At 38.5% G+C, this 16,923-nt stretch carries 17 protein-coding genes; 14 read left to right on the plus strand and 3 right to left on the minus strand.

From position 1 onward, the window contains the following. Positions 1-228: 228 nt before the first annotated feature. Complete coding sequence (locus BQ5367_RS08040) at positions 229-1,032, plus strand: aldo/keto reductase (protein ID WP_071442023.1); 804 nt, start codon at positions 229-231, stop codon at positions 1,030-1,032. A gap of 445 nt (positions 1,033-1,477) precedes the next feature. Then, positions 1,478-1,726, plus strand: coding sequence for a hypothetical protein (locus BQ5367_RS08045; RefSeq protein WP_071442024.1), 249 nt, complete (start codon positions 1,478-1,480; stop codon positions 1,724-1,726). A gap of 6 nt (positions 1,727-1,732) precedes the next feature. On the opposite strand, the gene BQ5367_RS13520 is transcribed toward BQ5367_RS08045, so the two are convergent. The 3 genes from BQ5367_RS13520 to BQ5367_RS13940 form a co-directional block, all read right to left on the minus strand. After that, a complete protein-coding gene (locus tag BQ5367_RS13520; RefSeq protein ID WP_154667087.1) occupies positions 1,733-1,891 on the minus strand; it encodes a hypothetical protein in 159 nt (52 codons plus the stop codon). Between the two features lie 294 nt (positions 1,892-2,185). Further along, positions 2,186-3,058, minus strand: a complete 873-nt coding sequence (locus BQ5367_RS08050; RefSeq protein ID WP_071442025.1) for an IS1380 family transposase — start codon at positions 3,056-3,058, stop codon at positions 2,186-2,188. A 13-nt stretch (positions 3,059-3,071) separates the two neighbouring features. Beyond that, a complete protein-coding gene (locus BQ5367_RS13940) occupies positions 3,072-3,476 on the minus strand; it encodes a transposase (protein ID WP_071442026.1) in 405 nt (134 codons plus the stop codon). Positions 3,477-3,784: 308 nt separating this feature from the next. Between BQ5367_RS13940 and BQ5367_RS08060 the strand changes: the two genes are divergently transcribed. The 12 genes from BQ5367_RS08060 (at position 3,785) to BQ5367_RS08115 (ending at position 16,922) form a co-directional block, all read left to right on the plus strand. After that, the gene (locus BQ5367_RS08060) at positions 3,785-4,816 is read left to right on the plus strand and encodes a hypothetical protein (protein WP_071442027.1); all 1,032 of its coding nucleotides are present in this window, start codon (positions 3,785-3,787) and stop codon (positions 4,814-4,816) included. A gap of 460 nt (positions 4,817-5,276) precedes the next feature. Further along, a complete protein-coding gene (locus BQ5367_RS08065) occupies positions 5,277-7,547 on the plus strand; it encodes a hypothetical protein (protein WP_071442028.1) in 2,271 nt (756 codons plus the stop codon). A gap of 162 nt (positions 7,548-7,709) precedes the next feature. Beyond that, the gene (locus tag BQ5367_RS08070; RefSeq protein ID WP_071442029.1) at positions 7,710-9,344 is read left to right on the plus strand and encodes a hypothetical protein; all 1,635 of its coding nucleotides are present in this window, start codon (positions 7,710-7,712) and stop codon (positions 9,342-9,344) included. Between the two features lie 2 nt (positions 9,345-9,346). Next, positions 9,347-10,378 (plus strand): sensor histidine kinase, encoded by a 1,032-nt coding sequence (locus BQ5367_RS08075; RefSeq protein WP_071442030.1) that lies wholly within the window; start codon positions 9,347-9,349, stop codon positions 10,376-10,378. Next, positions 10,375-10,998, plus strand: coding sequence for a response regulator transcription factor (locus BQ5367_RS08080; RefSeq protein WP_071442031.1), 624 nt, complete (start codon positions 10,375-10,377; stop codon positions 10,996-10,998). The genes BQ5367_RS08075 and BQ5367_RS08080 overlap by 4 nt, the downstream gene beginning before the upstream one ends. A gap of 13 nt (positions 10,999-11,011) precedes the next feature. After that, positions 11,012-11,704, plus strand: a complete 693-nt coding sequence (locus BQ5367_RS08085) for a hypothetical protein (protein ID WP_071442032.1) — start codon at positions 11,012-11,014, stop codon at positions 11,702-11,704. A gap of 47 nt (positions 11,705-11,751) precedes the next feature. Next, on the plus strand, positions 11,752-13,005 hold the full coding sequence (locus BQ5367_RS08090; protein ID WP_071442033.1) for an LURP-one-related/scramblase family protein: 1,254 nt from the start codon (positions 11,752-11,754) through the stop codon (positions 13,003-13,005). A gap of 274 nt (positions 13,006-13,279) precedes the next feature. Beyond that, positions 13,280-13,564 carry a hypothetical protein gene (locus BQ5367_RS08095; protein ID WP_071442034.1) on the plus strand — a complete coding sequence of 95 codons (285 nt, stop codon included), beginning with the start codon at positions 13,280-13,282 and terminating at the stop codon, positions 13,562-13,564. Between the two features lie 217 nt (positions 13,565-13,781). Next, the gene (locus BQ5367_RS08100) at positions 13,782-14,288 is read left to right on the plus strand and encodes a group II intron maturase-specific domain-containing protein (RefSeq protein ID WP_235858751.1); all 507 of its coding nucleotides are present in this window, start codon (positions 13,782-13,784) and stop codon (positions 14,286-14,288) included. Between the two features lie 170 nt (positions 14,289-14,458). Continuing rightward, positions 14,459-15,112, plus strand: coding sequence for a hypothetical protein (locus BQ5367_RS08105; protein WP_071442035.1), 654 nt, complete (start codon positions 14,459-14,461; stop codon positions 15,110-15,112). 65 nt (positions 15,113-15,177) lie between these two features. Further along, positions 15,178-15,885: an MBL fold metallo-hydrolase gene (locus tag BQ5367_RS08110; RefSeq protein ID WP_071442036.1), complete on the plus strand. Its 708-nt coding sequence runs from the start codon at positions 15,178-15,180 to the stop codon at positions 15,883-15,885. A 119-nt stretch (positions 15,886-16,004) separates the two neighbouring features. Beyond that, positions 16,005-16,922, plus strand: a complete 918-nt coding sequence (locus tag BQ5367_RS08115) for a phosphate/phosphite/phosphonate ABC transporter substrate-binding protein (RefSeq protein WP_071442037.1) — start codon at positions 16,005-16,007, stop codon at positions 16,920-16,922. Position 16,923: the final 1 nt, after the last annotated feature.

The raw sequence follows: 16,923 nt of genomic DNA on the forward strand, positions 1-16,923 counted from the left end.
GATTCTTTTTCGTTTTTTATTCTTGATAATCTTTTTTTTGAGCAGCTTATTAATTATTCATATTTGAAAGTATAATATAAAGAAAACCGGATTATTTCAATGCTCTCAAGTATCAAAAATGTACAGACTATATATTGATATTCTACTTCCGAATAATTAAATATAGATTTTAAATATTTTACATCTCCAATCTCTATTTATATAATAAGGTTGAAGAGGTGATGAAGGATGAAATATGTGACATTGAATAATGGAATTCAAATGCCAATGTTAGGGTATGGAACATGGGATTTGAGAGGTGAAGAAGGTAAAAAAGCAATTGTTAGTGCATTAGAAGTTGGTTATCGGTTGCTTGATACAGCTAAGATGTATGAGAATGAAGATATCGTTGGTCAAGCTATCATCGGAAGTGGTATACCAAGAGAAAAGATCTTTATCACAACAAAACTCAATGCATCATGTCAAGGCTATGAGCAAGCCCAAAAAGGTATAGAAGATTCATTAAAAGCATTACAAACTGATTATATCGATTTACTACTGATTCATGAACCTTATGAAAGGTCGCTTGAAATGTATGAAGCTATGAAAGAAGCCTATCAGCAAAAGAAAGTCAGAGCTATCGGAATCTCAAATTTTCAAGGACAATATTATGATAATTTTATACAAAACTGTGGCATGAAACCAGCCATTCATCAAATAGAATCACATGTTTATCATCCACAATTTCACTTTAAACATCAGATGGATTTAGATGGTGTTCAAATGGAATCATGGGCATCTTTTACAGAAGGCAGGAAAGATATTTTTCATGAACCATTATTAATAGAGATTGCCAAGAAACATCATAAAAGTGTTGCGCAAATTGCATTAGCTTATTTGATTCAAAATGGTATCATCGTGATTCCTAAAACAGTTCATAGAAAAAGAATGATTGAAAATATAAATGTATTTGATATTGAATTATCACAAGATGATATAAAACAAATTCAAAAATTGGATCAAGGGCAATCATTGTTTCATTGGTATGATTAATCAGGAAAAGTTAAAATTCATTTTATAATAAAAATAGAAGTTTTCAGTAAATAAGCCCTGGGAAATTTTGATATGTATGTCTGGCATTGATAAGATGACAGTGGATGAAATTGACAAGTATTTCAAAACCTATATGAAAAGATAAAAAAACAGCCATATCACTTCAGTGAAGCTGTAAGAAAAGAGGAAAGATTAGATGGGGCAATCCACTAGGCTACTATCTTTGATAGGTTGTGTTAACATATAAATGTATTACTGTATACGAGATTCGTATGTGCAATAAGAAGTACGAAAATTATTTTCTTCCCTTTGATTTATTGTAAACATAAATAAATCTCTCATTCATGATCTAAAAGTATTATAATAAATATGTAAATGATGATTGAACATAAAATATTTAAATGTTAATGACTCAATAATAGATTATTCATAAATGGAGGTTATTGTGAGATATTATAGGATTCTTTTACCTTTGACAAAAAAGAAATATGAAGCACTAATTCGAGAAAGAAATCAGTTATTGTATATTGAAATTCCTAGAGTGAGACTTCAATTAAAGAAAATGCGTCAAAAAGATGATGCTTTAGATAATTCTGAATATGATTTATTACAAGAAAAAGATAAGCAGCTAAATGAAAGACTTAAGGAAATCGATGACTATATTCAGAGTATAAGAAAAAGACCTTATAATTAAGAAGGTTTATAGGCCTTTTGAAAGATATACAATTTGAGAAAAAGCATGTGCATTCATATTATATAATGTTTCAGCAATTTCATTAACATTGCTTATATTAGGATGATCCAGCATATACAATAGTAACTGTTCTGTTCCTGAGGTGGTATATGAACAAATCAGCATGTAAGCTTCCTTGCTTAATTGAGATAACTTAGGATGATGGAGAAAGTCAATTTTTTTATATTGGTTCATAATATAATTATGGTACATACCTGTCTTAAGCAAAACTTTAAATATATCTGGCTTGGTGAGAATATAATTTAACCTGAAACATTCATGAAAGCAAAGAGGTGAATAAAACTGTCAAAAAAAGAGATGATCTGCGAAAATGTCTGAGATTTGGATGAATCGTTTATGAGTTTTCCACAGTAAAAACTGCAGTCAATCAACTGCACTGTTGGCTATCGAATTTTATGATTATTGAAGAAGCACTTTATTCATATAACGATTGAATAGATCCTGTCTTGGATACGCACTGCTGAAATGCAGCTCCACCTGTCTTGCATGTTTAACTACCCGTACGGCTATCTTTTGATATTTGCTTCTGTAGGTGTTCATTCTTATTTTCCTGTCGTCATTCTCCAGTATCATATTCTGAAACATGTGAAATATGTTATATGATAACGATGAAATCAAAAATTCTATTTCGTTTTTGAGAAACTCTCTGTGAGAAAGCTTCACGCCATTGAAATCATCTTTCAGTTCCTTGGTGAAGTTCTCGCTGTTTCCCCTTTCTTCATAGAAATCCATGACTGACTTTGGACTGCCGTTTTCCTGATTCGTTATCACACAGTAAATGACAGGCAGCAGTGATACTTGCCCATGTTGATCCATTACATGATATGCCTTGTAGCACACCCTTCTTGTCGCTGTGCTGTTTGTCATCCTGTATCTGATTTCTCCATAGTACGGATGCTGAGGTGTATACTGTGTTATGTCGATTTTTCTATTGCTGATTATATCAGTAATTTTATTCGTCAGTTTTGAAAACGATTTGGTTCTTATGAAATAACGGCAGTTCATTCCTTCCAGATAGGTCATCAGTTCATCGCTGTAGAAAGCACTGTCGCCTCTGAATCGGATATGTTTGGAGTACTTTCCCTGAATCATCGGCATGATCTCTCTGAGTTCTTCAACGATTCTGTTTGACGAGTAGCTTTTACCGGTTCTTAGCTGGGCGCTGACTAGCAGTTTTGAATGAAATTCATTGATTACAAGAGGATGATAGCCGGTTTCCTGATAGTGATGGATGAAGGAAGCGGCTTCCTGTTTTCCATCAGTCGCAACCATCGTGGAATCGGCGTCAAGAATAGGGGAAGCAACATATCTGTTTGATATATGTACAGGTTAGCTTTTGAAGAAGATGCTTGAACTGTACATTCGTAAGACGGGTCACTCTGTCAAAGAATCTTGAAACGGAAGGCTGGCTTGCGACAGGCGAATGATTGAAAAGCAGGGGATCATGAAGAAGGACCTCCTGTTCATCCTGACTGAAGTAGCCTAAAAGATTACGAATAATGAGCTGGGAAAGGATACTTTCGTTGGAATGTATGAATGTTTTACGGATATCAAAAAAAGGCAGCGAGTCAAAAGAATCAAGAAGATGATTCTTTTGGATAAACCGGATCAGGAGAATCGATCCTCCATCACTTGAAAGGCTGCCGCCGTTAAAATCATAGTTGTCAAATTGCGTAATATTGTGTATCATGGTATTGCGATTCCTTTCTGTATAAACAGGTTTTGTCACCAATATTATACAGGAATCGCACCTGTGAATAAAGCACCTGACGGGTGAAACCATAAATATGCGCAAACCTTATAAATAAAGGATTTGCGCTCTTTTTCTTTTTCTTCATGAATATTTCAGGTAATATATAAATCTGAGAGTGGTTAGGTCTCGTATTTAGCACCTCTCGCTTTTCTTGACGTTATTATATTGCAGGCAAATTTAAATGTAGCCGACAGTGAGGTTGACGTAGAGTTGACGTTTGAGTTGACATGAAAGGGGCCTTAGAGATGCAAGAATTAAACTATGTGGCATTTGAAAATGAATTTGTGAAATTTTGTAGTGGAGATATCGACACTGAATTAGAATATGGAGGAAAAGTTAAACCTACTCGCGAAAACATAGACAGATATATTCTCTTGCCAGCAGCTATGACAAAGGACGAAAAAGAGAAGCATCTCGTATTCAATGAGGCAATTGATAAGACGGCACTATCAAAATTCAGAAAAGGTGAGCGTCCAGTACCAAAAGCCGTAGTAGCTGCATTTAAAAAAGATGGTGCAGTAGGTATTGCAGTAGAGCGATTCATAAAAATAATACCCGAAGTGATATCGCCTCATGAGTACTTTGACCTTTCTATGGCAATATGGAATATTATTCAAACCGATGTATTTATCCCGGAGGAAGTGTCTACAACTCTAGAGTGTTTGGCAAGAAATTCAGAAATATCAATTGGAAAAGGAAAAGTGGAAGGTCTATGTTTATTTCTAGCTACCGCACTAAAGTATGCAATACTGAGAGAAACACTTATCAGGAATACGCCTAATTTGTCTCCAAGGGTTGCCTTTGTGATTAAAGAACTCAAAAGAGATAAACAAGAATCGGAATTTCTAAAAGCGCTTGTTTATGACATGTTTACCGAACTCGAAAAGCAGAAAACACGTGTCGGTGATAAACTTGCGTTAGATACGGTAAATCATACGAAATATACGGATGACGATTTTGTGGAACTTATGGCTGCGATAGCACCACTACAAGACATTTTTTCAGATGAGTTCATGCATTACGCTTCATTATTACAAATATTTGCTATTGGAATTGAGTCCAATAGAATTCCACCAATGGCTTCTCAGGAGGGGTATAATAGTCTATTCGCAAAGTTTCGTGTACCTCCAGCACCTTATATTATATTTCCGCCTTCCGTTATCGAGGCACAATACGTGGACACATCCAGTGGAGAACCAATTCGATATTCAATGAGAGTCGACGAACTAGGAAAAATGATTTGCGAAAATGCTGAAGTATTAAAAGACTATAAATAGACTTCGCGACAAGAGTAAAATAATCCGCCAAGACTTTTGCACCTTGGCGGATTATTTTACTCTATTCATGAAAGTCCAATTCAACCCAATAATCTTGGACGGAATATGCCCTATAATATTTTTGTATCGTTAATTTTCCGCGGTGGATTTCTTGACAATCCACGTAAATTCATAAGTTTCGCCGCTATCCAAGAAGGCCCTTGATGGGGGTCTACTTAAGTAGTGTAAAGTTGATGATCTTGGTCAATTTCCCCTTCTCATCTTTAGTTTTCAGCGACAACATTCGTGAACATGGTACTGATTTTTGATCTTATTTTCCAAAAAAGAACAGTGTGGACATATTTTTTAATTATTTTTCAAAAACTACCTGATTGTGTGGGGTGCTTTCTTTTTAGAAGTGTTACTATAAAGTAGCTTAAACAGGCTTTTATCTTATACGCACAAAAAGGAGGAGTTTTTGATGAAACTAAAAAAATGGGGAGCACTCTTGCTTGCATTATGCATGATAGTCATGATGTTCCCGACAACTGTAATGGCGAATGGAGATTCTCTTGCAGGGCCAGATGCGGAAAAGAAGGTCATAGAAAATGATCTTATTGTTCAGCTCCCGTCTTCGTTGGATGATATGATTGGTACGTCAGCTGGTAATGGTGGTTGGCTGGCTGTCGCGGCAGAACCAACGTGGGAGGACGGTTCTATTCTTGATTATGTCGTATCCACTCAGGAATTTTACGATAGCACCGGTAAAAAATTAACTGCTGCTGACACATTCCAGAATAATAGCCGATATACGATGAAAATGACGTTCCAATCATTTGAGTCTTATCATGGAGATTACTATTATGTATTGTCTGGGAAAAACAATGTTTATGTACAATATATGAATGGCACTGGTGAAAGAGAGCCTATGAAGGTTACCGTAAATAAAGATGAGAATGGTAATCCGGTAATCACGGCAACTTACAGCTTCTCAATTGGCACGCCTCCGGAAGAACCATCACAAGAGGCAACCTATGAATGGGTTCTTTCCAGATGGGACGACTCTGCAAATACACCTTTAGACAAAGTAACTGCAGTCATTGGACAGCCAATCCAATATAGAGCGCAGGTTATTGAAACTCGCCCGGACGGAACGAAGTCACCTGTGAGTACAGAACAAATGGATCTTCAATGGGACTACACTTATGTAACTACTGATATTGACATCACAGTGACGACATACTCTACCGGTTATATATTTACTATTACCGGAAATAAGCCGCTTGAACGTCCTGATGGTTTAATCTTATATACTGAAAACGTCGGTCCTGATCCATGTGTAGAAGCATGTTTTGATTTTGAAGTAGTTGAGCCTACAGAGATTGAATCAGACACAGTTTACAATATATCCGATAAGGATGGGCAAGATTTATATTATCGGTATCGGCCTACGGATGCGCCTGATGATGGATCTTACCGATCTTACACTCTTTGGACAGATGGTGGAACTGCAGAAGCCACAGGTTTTGGCATTTTCGCTGGGGAAAAGCGTTATAATACTTACCGCAGACAGGGCACCGATCCTATTAATTTTCAGTTTTCTCCAACAACAGATAATGCTCGATTCGAGCTTGTCGAATCAAAACAAGTGACAAAAATCGAATTTTTGTCAGTGCCGGACAGCATTATTCAAGATATTCGAGAAAACGGAAGCAAAGCGAATCTTAACGGATTTACATTTAAGGTCACATATGCAGACGGCAGCACACGAACATATGAGTATTCTGGAAAAAAAGATGATAATTATTTCGTTTATCATATGGATTGGACTCCGGACGGGAATATATATGATTGTTCCTACGATTCAGAAAATAACGCCATAAGCATTTTGGGATTCAAAGAACCTGATGCCCCGACAATCGAATACTATAAGATACCTGATGAGTCAAAAGTCAACATTAAGGAAGGTCTCAGTGAAGTGACCGGTAATCTTGGAAATACGGAATACAATACGGTTGAAAAGATTGAAAACAAATTGACAGAAACCATCGTTTCCAATGAAGGTTACACGGAAGACAATACCATGCTTTATGACATTGAGCTTGTAACAAGCGAGGATGGCGGACGGACATGGGTTCCGGTTACTGCTGAGAACTTCCCAGAAGAAGGAATTGTGGTAACACTTCCTTATCCAGAGGGAACCAATGCTGACGAGTACGATTTTGTTGTTACGCATATGTTCGATGAAGATGTGAATGGTCATCATGCCGGAGAAGTGGAGACCCCTGAAGTAACAGAGAGTGAGAATGGCATATCGTTCCGCCTGATGGGAACCTCTCCTGTCATGATCGGATACAAAAAAGTAGCTGCGACTCACACCCACTCTTATGGAGAATGGACGGATTGTAAAGATGGAAGCAATCACCAGCGCTCCTGCTCCTGCGGAGATGTTCAGAAAGAGGCTCACGTTTGGGATGACGGAAAGGTCACAAAAGAGGCTACAAAGGATGCAGAAGGTATCAAAACATATACTTGCAAGACCTGTGGTGCAACAAAAACGGTAAGCATCCCTAAATTGACTTCCGACACAACGCCATCTAAGCCTGGTGATCCTACAAATCCGAATACGGATACAACATCACCAGAGACTGGAGATTCAGCGAACATTGCTTTATGGATAGTAGTCATGCTCGCATCTGCGGCTGGATTAAGCTGTACTTATTTTATAAAACGCAAAAAGGTTAATAACTAGTTAAAAGTAAGATACCCACAAGCCGAATGATGCTTGTGGGTATTGCTTATTATTAAAAAGGCCGAATAAGCTACCCTTTTGTGTGGGGCGAATTTGATCTTTCATGCTATAATATTCTTATCTTATTCTAAGGAATCATCTTTGGGCAAGGAGGGGAATAGAATGGGCAAGCGAAAAAAATCCGTTGTCCGGCTTTTTGCGGCTACGGCGTTGCTTTTTGCAGTCTCCGCATACCGGCAGCTCAGCATGCGATACTTGCCGGAGGATGCTCTGCGGTCATATCTTGTCTGGGTGGTCTATATGCTCCTGCTTTTCGGTTGGCAATATACGATCAGTACGAAAATCACACAAAAAACCATGCGCAGCCATCTAACTGCGCAAAATATCGTCAGTATCCTGTATTTAACGGTTCGCTTTGTCCAGGATGCCTTCCTCTATGTCAATATTCCGTGGATGCGCTTTACCGGATACTTCATCAATATCGCGGCTATTTTCATCCCGCTGTTTGGTCTTTACGTCGCATTCTATCTTGGCAAGGCAGACGATTATCGGATCAGCGAAAAGTGGTATCTGCTTCTGATTCCGGCGTGCCTTTTAAGCGTACTGGCGCTGACGAATGATCTGCATCATTTTTTCTATTACATTATGCCGGAGGAATCCCAGCCAAATTTGTATTTTCACCCCTACATCGGAACATATATCGTCTATATTTGGGGACTTAGTATCATCAGTTATCAGGTATATGTAATCTACCGGCGCAATGGCACGGCGAAGTCTGATTCGCTTTACCGAAAGCTGATTCCTTTTTACGAGCCGATTCTGCTGCTCCTATTCAGCATTCCTTATGCAACTACAGCCTATGTGGTTCGATTTGAGCTGGTGGAATATTCAGCAGGACTGATTTTTATTCTTGTGCTTTGCTGGCAGATTTATATCCTGGTCGGACTGATTCCAGTAAACACACAGTACGAGGAAGTGTTCCGGCGGTCTACGGTGGCTATGCAGATTCTTTTACCAAGCGGCGAGACGATTGCAGCATCGGAAAACGCGGCGGAGATTACGCCTGCTATGTTGGAAGCCCTAAAGCAGGAGCAGCGATTTTTTGCTACGGAAGATATTACCATGCACCTGCATCCTGTTCTGGGCGGATATATGGTCTGGCAAACAGATCTCTCGCAGATCAATCATGCTTTACGGGAGCTTCAGAGACTGAATGCGAAACTGGAAGAAGAACAAGATCTGCTGGCACAGGAAATCCATATCCAATCGGACGAAGCAAGCGTTCAGGCGCGCAATGATATTTATGACAGCCTATCCTCGGAGGTGTCTGGGCAGCTTACCTTGCTGACAGAACTTTTATCAAAAGAATCCCTTTCAGAGAACGACTGGAACCGCATTTGCCTCATCGGCACGTATATCAAGCGGTTCTGCAACTTGCGGCTCACTTATCAGGAGCAGCAGACGATTCCGATGGGTGACTTAGCCATTAGCTTGCAGGATATGGCGAAATGCATGAAGAATCTTGGAATCATGACAAGTTTGGATTTTTGCCCCACATTGAATTTAGAACCAGAGCTGATTCTTCTCATTATGAAAACTTTGGAAGGGATTTTAGAGAAGGCAGATTTTCGTTTGTCTTCTGTGGTAATCCAAATCAGCGATACGGTTTGCTTTGAGATTACCGGTACAGCCTGCGAGTTTGTTTCCCATTCTTTGGAAGACGGATATGGACTTCAGGCAGAAAAAATCCAAGCAGGATATCGACTTCTGCTCTTGCAGGAGGGAGAGGTGGTGTAGTCATGAAAAAGAATACGTCAGCTAAAATGATTAAAAAAGCCATCGACTCTTACCCCGGCGGAATCTGCTTTTCCGCATTGGATGGGCGGGTCATTCTTGTTAATGAGAAGATGAATCAGCTGGTGCTGGAGCTGACCGGACATACAATTCTGAACGAAAAGGCGGCGTGGGAGGAACTCACAAACTTTGCCAATAACGGCAAGGCGGAAAAGCTAACCCAATCCTGGCTGCCAAAAGATACGAACAATGAAAATGGAAGCACCCACCAACAGTTGTTCTTCCGTTTCTCCGACAGCTCGGTCTGGCGTTTTGAACTGAGATTTCTTGATTCCAATACCGTTCAGATCGAGGCGGCGAAAATTACAGAACTCTACCGGCTCAGCGAAGAACTGTACGAGAACACCATTCGGCTGCAGGAGATGCAAAAGCGACAGAAAGCCTTGCTGGACAGTATCGTGGAAGTTAATTTAAATAAAGAGATTCTTGCTGCAAAAATGCATATTCATGATGAGCTGGGTCACTGTTTGTTGGCCACCACTAAGGCGATTACCGAAGACAGTCTGGCCGAGAACGCTGTCGTACTGCGGGAAAGCTGGAGCAGCACCATTCGCGATTTCTCCAATATTCCTATGGCGTGGACAGTTCCCGATTCCTCCTTGCAATCTGAACTGCTTCAGGTGGCGGAGCTGATTGGCTGTAAGGTTGTATTCCTTGGAGAACAGCCCACTCAGCGCAAAACCTTACAATTATTATATGCCGCTATCCGAGAGGCGCTCACCAATGCGGTACGTCATGCGAATGCCACGGAATTAATGGTAAAGGTTGAACAAAACAAGCAGGGTTATTACATTGAAATATCCGACAATGGTTGTGTATCTGTTTCAAGCATTACGGAAGGCAACGGCCTTAGTGCATTGCGGCAACGATTAGAACAAGAAGGAGCCTCCCTAAAAGTGCTCTGTGACAATGGCGTTTCTCTCATTGTCAATATTCCCTTTGATTTTGACGAAGCTCAGAAAGGAGGGCGAACATGATACAGGTTTTAGTAGTAGAAGATTCCAGGATTACCCGGGACGCCATTGAAAGTCAGATCGCCAAATCAGAAAAATATGTTTTGTACGCCTCCATAGAAAATGCAGCGAATGCAGAAATAGCCTGTCTTCGTGGGCACGTTGATTTAATCCTGATGGATGTCTGTACGGCCGATGAAGAATCCGGCTTGAAAGCTGCGGCAAAGATTAAGCAATACAACCCTAAAATCAAGATTATCATTATGACCTCCATGCCGGAACATTCCTTTATTCAAAAGGCAAAAGCATGTGGTTGTAATGGCTTTTGGTACAAGGAATATGGCAGCACTGCTTTGATGGAGGTTTGCGACCGGGTGATGAACGGCGAATTTGTTTATCCCGAGGACACGCCGGTGATTCGCATTGGGTACAGCAACAGCACCGAGTTTACCAGTCGGGAATTTGATATTATTCGGGAGCTTGCACAAGGCAGAAAATACGAGGAGATTGCGGCAGATCTGGATATTACGCTAAATACAGTCAAGTACCACATCAAGAATATCTTGCAGAAAACGGGCTACCAGAATACTTTACAGCTTGTGGCTGAGGTGGTAGAAAAGCGATTGATTCTGCCGAAATATTAAGGAGGATAAGCACATGGGTAGTTTAACAGATAAATATCAGCAGTTAAGAAAAGAGACAGAGGAAAAGCAGCGGATCGAGCAGGAGATGCAAAAACAAGAGGCGTATTATGGCAACATCATTAACCGGACAAAATTTGTGTGCAAAGAACATTGGAAAACAAATGTGTATGAAGATATTAGCAATGCTTCTGTATATAAATCTACTTTATTATCAAAGTTCGACCCGCAAAGGCAGGCTTTGTTTCAGGAGGCAGCAAAACTGATTCGTGAAGATAAGTGGATTTCATGGAAGATGCCCGGCAAAAAAGATACGTCTGTAATTAAACACTGTTATTCACTCGGCGAACATGAGATTTATTACGAGCTAGGATCTTACATAAAAACCAAATGGGCGGACGGGAGCATTCATGTTGGCGGTCACAAGAGATATTTCAGTAGAAAGTATGAAGTATTAGGTGGCTTAATGGATGATATACGGAAAATGGTAGCACAAAAAGCGGCCTATCGAGAAATGCAGGAATATTTCAGACTTATCAGTAATGCTGCTGTAGGTGCTTCCAGCTATGTGGAACTAAATCATAGTAATCGAAGTATAGTCTTATTTAGAGATGGAGATGTACTTGATCGGGGACAGTATATTGAAAAAATGTCTATAAAAGAGCTTGAGGATTTTTTGGCAGAAGCCGTGAATAGAATTAACAAATGATTTCTATATTCTTTTAGCTATCAATATAGAAAGAAAGGTGGTTTTTTATGAAGAAATACCATTCCGAAAAAGATCCCTTCAGAGATCGCACAATTATATACGATGAACACGGCAAAAAAGTCGGTTATAGCGAAAAGGCAATCTTTGGTGATCATGTCAATGTCTATGACTCAAAAGGAAATAAGGTTGCCAGACAAGAAAAATCATTCTTTGGAGACCATATTAATGTCTATGATGCTAAAGGGAAAAAGACCGGTGAACAACATCAAGCTCTCTTTGGAAATCATACTAATGTTTACGATGCCAAAGGGAATAAGGTTGGAGAAAGTCAACCGTCTTTCTGGGGCTCCGGTACAGATTATTACAGCCGGGAATCGGCAGCCTCACTACCCTCTGCGGCCATAGACCCGAGCAATTCATGGAATTTTGAGAACAGAAGTGCTCCACCGGCAAGCACAACATCCCAACACACCGTGCTATCTAACGAAATGTACTCAAACATATCCGAGGAAGAGCTTGCGCAGGCTGTAGCTACGAGTCATGAGTTAACCGTGGAAGAAGCCGCATCTTACGCAAAACTCTGTGTAAGCTTATTTGAAAAGGTAAATATCAAAACAGACGGAACCATTTTCACGAAAGAAGAATACAAGAAAAAGGTTCGCTACGGCTTCCTTAAACTCAAATCCTATGAAACAACCAAAACAAAATATGTTCCGGGAGAGACATATTGGTTATTAAAACGCCGAAACGAAAACGAAGAACGTGTAGGATGTTCTCGTGAGGAAAAATACATTTTGGTTCTCACTAAAAGTGGCAAGTTCTATGATGGAGAAATACGGGAAGAATACCGCCATAACGGAACCTATGTCATGCTGAGAAACGACTGGAAAGAATGTTCCACATATCAGTTGCACGAGCTTATTCCGCTTTTGGATCTTCTTTTGAAAAAGCATAGCATTAAGATGTCCTCCGGCCTGTATTGGACGCAGCTCCATCCACAAAAAAACGTAGGAACATCGCCGTCTTGCACTGAAAAAAAAGCAGATACCTCTCCAAGTGCTTCAACAAATCAGCAATATAAATATGTTCTGACGGCCTTAAAATCCGGAAATCAAGCGGATTTAGTGAAAGCAATTCGTACCCTATATGGCTGTGGACGGGATGAGGGCAAGCGGTGGGCAGAATCATCGCAGCTTATTATCATGCAAACCAATGATAAGAATAAAGTGACGGAAGCCGTAAATATTTTTGAAGGCGAATACGGTATCAAAGTTACTATCAATGACAAATCAAAGCCATAGACTCTGACGGAAGAAGAGCAGGAAAAGTCAAAGATTGACGTAATAAAACAATATAGCTTTTACAAAGTACTCAATTCAATAAAGCATCTTGGTGGAGATCATTATAAATACTTATCCGGTGACTGTGTAAATATGAAAAAAACAGCAAATGGACAGATTACTTATGATGAGCTTATTGCAGAACCGAGAAGAAGCTATGGAGTAAGATATAAGCAGATAAAAACTTAATGCACGGCTTAAATTTGTCAGCTTAAATTGGGGGGGGATAATATTAATGAAAAAATGCATGGCCGATGCTAAAGAATGTATTGAACGGATTAATGCAATGAGCAAGACCAATTTTCATCAAAAAATCTTGCGAGGCGTTGCTGCCAGTGAGGAGTTTTCTTGTTTGGTATCTATCGGCATTAAATATCCGACGCAGAGTCAAAAGCAGCATATATGCCAGATGTTGGTGCAGGCAGGAATTCCATTCGAATTCTCCGATGATCCGGATTTTGACGAGAAACTAACTAGAATAGCTTTTGCAATCACTACCAGTGCGGTTAAAGTTATTTAAATCTGAATAGTCGGATAAAAGCAGACAAGAAATGCGAATGGCTCTTGTCTGCTTTTGTTATGTGTGCCGGGCATGGCATGAATTCAGTTGGAGATAAACCAACCACAGGTATTTACCGCCAAGTGTAGTGAACCACAAGCTGTTGACAGTGATGTCATGGCTGGAAAGGAAACTATTCTTGAAGGTTAGTGCCACGAAAACAAAGGTTGTACGTCCAATGAAAGGACAGTTCCTGGGGTTTTCCTTTTATAAGGATAGTCAAGGGTGGAAATGCAGACCTACCGAAGATAGAAAGAAACGATTGTATACAAAGATACAGAAGTATCTGAAAAGAAAGGGAGCCGTTTCAAGACCTCTATCAATTACATTTACAAAAGTCAATCAAATAGTGAGAGGATGGATCAACTATTTCAGGATAGGAAGCATAAAAGCATTTCTTGATAAGTTTGGACAATGGTTACGCCACAAGATACGATGTATCATCATCAAGCAATGGAAGAGACCAAAGACAATCTATAGAAATCTCATGGCATTGAATATCAAGTATAAATGCAGATTTGAGGAAGAAGATATCTATAAGTGTGCAAATTCAAGATTAGGGTGGTATAGAAGAAGTGGATTAGATGTGGTCAATTTCATACTATCACCAGCAGTTCTAGGCAAAGAGAAAGGGGACAGACCGGGTTTAGTCAATCCCCTTAACTACTATCTTAAGAGTTTGTAGTTTCGATATAAATGTAGAGCCAAATACGAGGACCGTACGTTTGGTTCAACGGGAGGGGCAATAAATCTAGAATTTACTCCTCTACCCTATTATGTTGAATAGAATAGTTTAATAGTATTCATTTTCGTTAAAATATTTTATAATAGTCATGATTATAAGAGGAAAAAATCATGAAAGAAAAATTAGATTTGTTTTGTAAAGAAAATCCATTTGATTTTAGTAAAGAACAACTAAATAGGCTCAAATATGAATTAGAACATCCTCGAATTGGTTTAATCTGTGATGAGATGGTCGATTATACGCTTTGGATAAAAGGCTTTAAGTCCAGACAAGAATATTTCGCAGATTATGTTGCACGTATTTTTACACAGGATAAATATCCTCATCTTTTAGAGGTGGGATGTGGCCATCACGCAAGATTATCTTCTTTACTTGTTTCAAAAGGATATAAAATGAGTGCGATGGATCCTAAACTGGAAAATATCAAAGACTCTATCGAAGGTATTCAGGACTTCTTTAATTATGAAAAAACGTCAATCTTAAAATATGATGCTATAATTGCTCAAGAACCCTGTGAGGCTACAGAGCATATCATTCGTTTATGTACAAAAGAAAAGAAAGATTTTATTATCAGTTTATGTGCCAGCCCTCATCGACTTATCAATGGAAAAATGCCGAAATCTATCGATGAATGGTATGAACATTTAATAGCCATTGATTCAAATCATACAATTCTTATTTATCCAAATATGGTTCCGGGGTATAATACACCGGTGATGATTGGGATGTTTAGAAAAAAAGGTAATGACAGTGATGATAATTAAAATAATATGTGAAATAAAAAAGAATTATGTATAATAATTATAAAGAATATAGAGAGGGTGTTCTTATGGATCTAAAGTTTTTAGGCAGAGGGGCTGCTTTTAACGTATATGAACGTAATACTTCGGCTTATTTCATTGAAAATCAGACTTTATTTTTAATAGATTGCGGAGAAAGTGTCTTTAGCACTTTGATAGAAAAAAATATATTAAATGATATTCATGATGTTTATATACTCATATCTCATACACATAGTGATCATTGTGGATCGTTGGGAAGCCTTGGTTTATATTGTAAATATGTCAAAAAAATCAAAATGAAGCTTATCATACCGCATGATAGTGCATATATTCATTCTTTAAAATTGTTAATGGAATTGTTTGGTAATGAAGATACTTATAAATTTGTGTATGAAGAAGAATTGGATCATCGATTTATAAATTTTGAAAAGGTGCGTTATGATCTTACTTCACATACTAAAGACTTACATTGTTATTCATTTGTTTTTGAATCTAAAGAAGGAGCTGTTTTTTACTCAGCTGATACGAATGTCGTTGATAATGTAGTTCATTTTATAGATACTTATGATAATATAGCAACGATTTATATGGAAGGAACCGATTTAGATATTCCTGATGATGTCCATTTAAATATTGATAAGCTTTCTTCTGTGATACCTCAGCATTTACACAGCTGTGTCTATCTTATGCATATCAGAAATCATGCATGTGTGGAAGATGCAATTAAAAATGGATTTCAAATTGTCAAAATATAGAGTAAAATTTATAAAATTTGTGTAAATAAGCAAAATAACCTTAAAACATCAATGATTTTTTATTGAAATGATGTTTAATCAAATGTATAATGTGAATGGTAAATTTGGAGGAAAATTCAATGAAAAAACTATTCAAATTATTTTTAACTGCTACTATGGTATTGGGGTTAGGGGCATGTTCAAACTCAAATGGTGGAAGTGAAGAACAGACCTCTCTTACGATTCAGTTTGTACCTACAAACAGTGATAGTGTAGATGCAACGACAGCTGCCTTTGCAGAATACATGAAAAATCTGCTAGATATGGATGTAGAGGTTACAGTTGCTACAGATTATACTACGATCGTAGAAGCTATGGAATCAGGTCAGGTAGATGTTGGTATCATGCCTCCTGCTGCATATGTGCAGGCTAGAAGCTTAGATGCTGCTACTTCAATTTTATCTTCTACTTTAGTAGATTATGATGAAAATGAAATGCCAGTTGAAGGTACTTCAGTAGGAACTTTTAAAGCTGAAGTCATTACTCGTGCTGATGCAGATATTTCTTCATGGAAAGATCTGGAAGGTAAGAATGTTGCATATTTAAGCGTTACTTCAGCTTCTGGTTATGTTTATCCGGTTGCGGAAATGAAAGAAGCTGGGGTTGATATTGATAGTGTTAATTTTACGGCCATCAATGATGTAGTATCAGCTATCAAAGCTGTTATCAGCGGGCAGGTAGATGCATGCTTTACATTTGAGGGTTCTCGTTATGTATTTAATAATGTTGTTACAGATGATGCTGGTAATCCAGTAGATCTATTTGAAACTACGAAAGCTGCTATCTTGTCAGAAGGAGATATTCCAAATGATGCAATTGCTGTTTTACCATCTATGAGTGATGAATTGAAAGAAAAAGTAAAAGAAGCTTTCTTAACGATGGCATCTGATGAAGAAGGTCTAAAAATCATGAGTGCCTGGGGACATACAGGTTATGTTGAATCAGATGAAGCGGCTTATGATACAACAGCTGAATATATTGAAGCAGCGGGAGAATAAA

Source organism: Traorella massiliensis (assembly GCF_900104665.1).
In the GTDB taxonomy this organism is placed as follows: Bacteria; Bacillota_I; Bacilli_A; order Erysipelotrichales; family Erysipelotrichaceae; genus Traorella; species Traorella massiliensis.

Coding starts and splice junctions, on each gene's coding strand:
- BQ5367_RS08050 (WP_071442025.1), bottom strand. CDS start 3,058: ATGGTTGCGACTGATGGAAAACAGGAAGCCGCTTCCTTCATCCATCAC.
- BQ5367_RS08100 (WP_235858751.1), top strand. CDS start 13,782: ATGAAAGGACAGTTCCTGGGGTTTTCCTTTTATAAGGATAGTCAAGGG.
- BQ5367_RS08080 (WP_071442031.1), top strand. CDS start 10,375: ATGATACAGGTTTTAGTAGTAGAAGATTCCAGGATTACCCGGGACGCC.
- BQ5367_RS08065 (WP_071442028.1), top strand. CDS start 5,277: ATGAAACTAAAAAAATGGGGAGCACTCTTGCTTGCATTATGCATGATA.
- BQ5367_RS08105 (WP_071442035.1), top strand. CDS start 14,459: ATGAAAGAAAAATTAGATTTGTTTTGTAAAGAAAATCCATTTGATTTT.
- BQ5367_RS08070 (WP_071442029.1), top strand. CDS start 7,710: ATGGGCAAGCGAAAAAAATCCGTTGTCCGGCTTTTTGCGGCTACGGCG.
- BQ5367_RS08115 (WP_071442037.1), top strand. CDS start 16,005: ATGAAAAAACTATTCAAATTATTTTTAACTGCTACTATGGTATTGGGG.
- BQ5367_RS08110 (WP_071442036.1), top strand. CDS start 15,178: ATGGATCTAAAGTTTTTAGGCAGAGGGGCTGCTTTTAACGTATATGAA.
- BQ5367_RS13520 (WP_154667087.1), bottom strand. CDS start 1,891: ATGCTGATTTGTTCATATACCACCTCAGGAACAGAACAGTTACTATTG.
- BQ5367_RS08090 (WP_071442033.1), top strand. CDS start 11,752: ATGAAGAAATACCATTCCGAAAAAGATCCCTTCAGAGATCGCACAATT.
- BQ5367_RS08075 (WP_071442030.1), top strand. CDS start 9,347: ATGAAAAAGAATACGTCAGCTAAAATGATTAAAAAAGCCATCGACTCT.
- BQ5367_RS13940 (WP_071442026.1), bottom strand. CDS start 3,476: ATGATACACAATATTACGCAATTTGACAACTATGATTTTAACGGCGGC.
- BQ5367_RS08060 (WP_071442027.1), top strand. CDS start 3,785: ATGCAAGAATTAAACTATGTGGCATTTGAAAATGAATTTGTGAAATTT.
- BQ5367_RS08095 (WP_071442034.1), top strand. CDS start 13,280: ATGAAAAAATGCATGGCCGATGCTAAAGAATGTATTGAACGGATTAAT.
- BQ5367_RS08085 (WP_071442032.1), top strand. CDS start 11,012: ATGGGTAGTTTAACAGATAAATATCAGCAGTTAAGAAAAGAGACAGAG.
- BQ5367_RS08040 (WP_071442023.1), top strand. CDS start 229: ATGAAATATGTGACATTGAATAATGGAATTCAAATGCCAATGTTAGGG.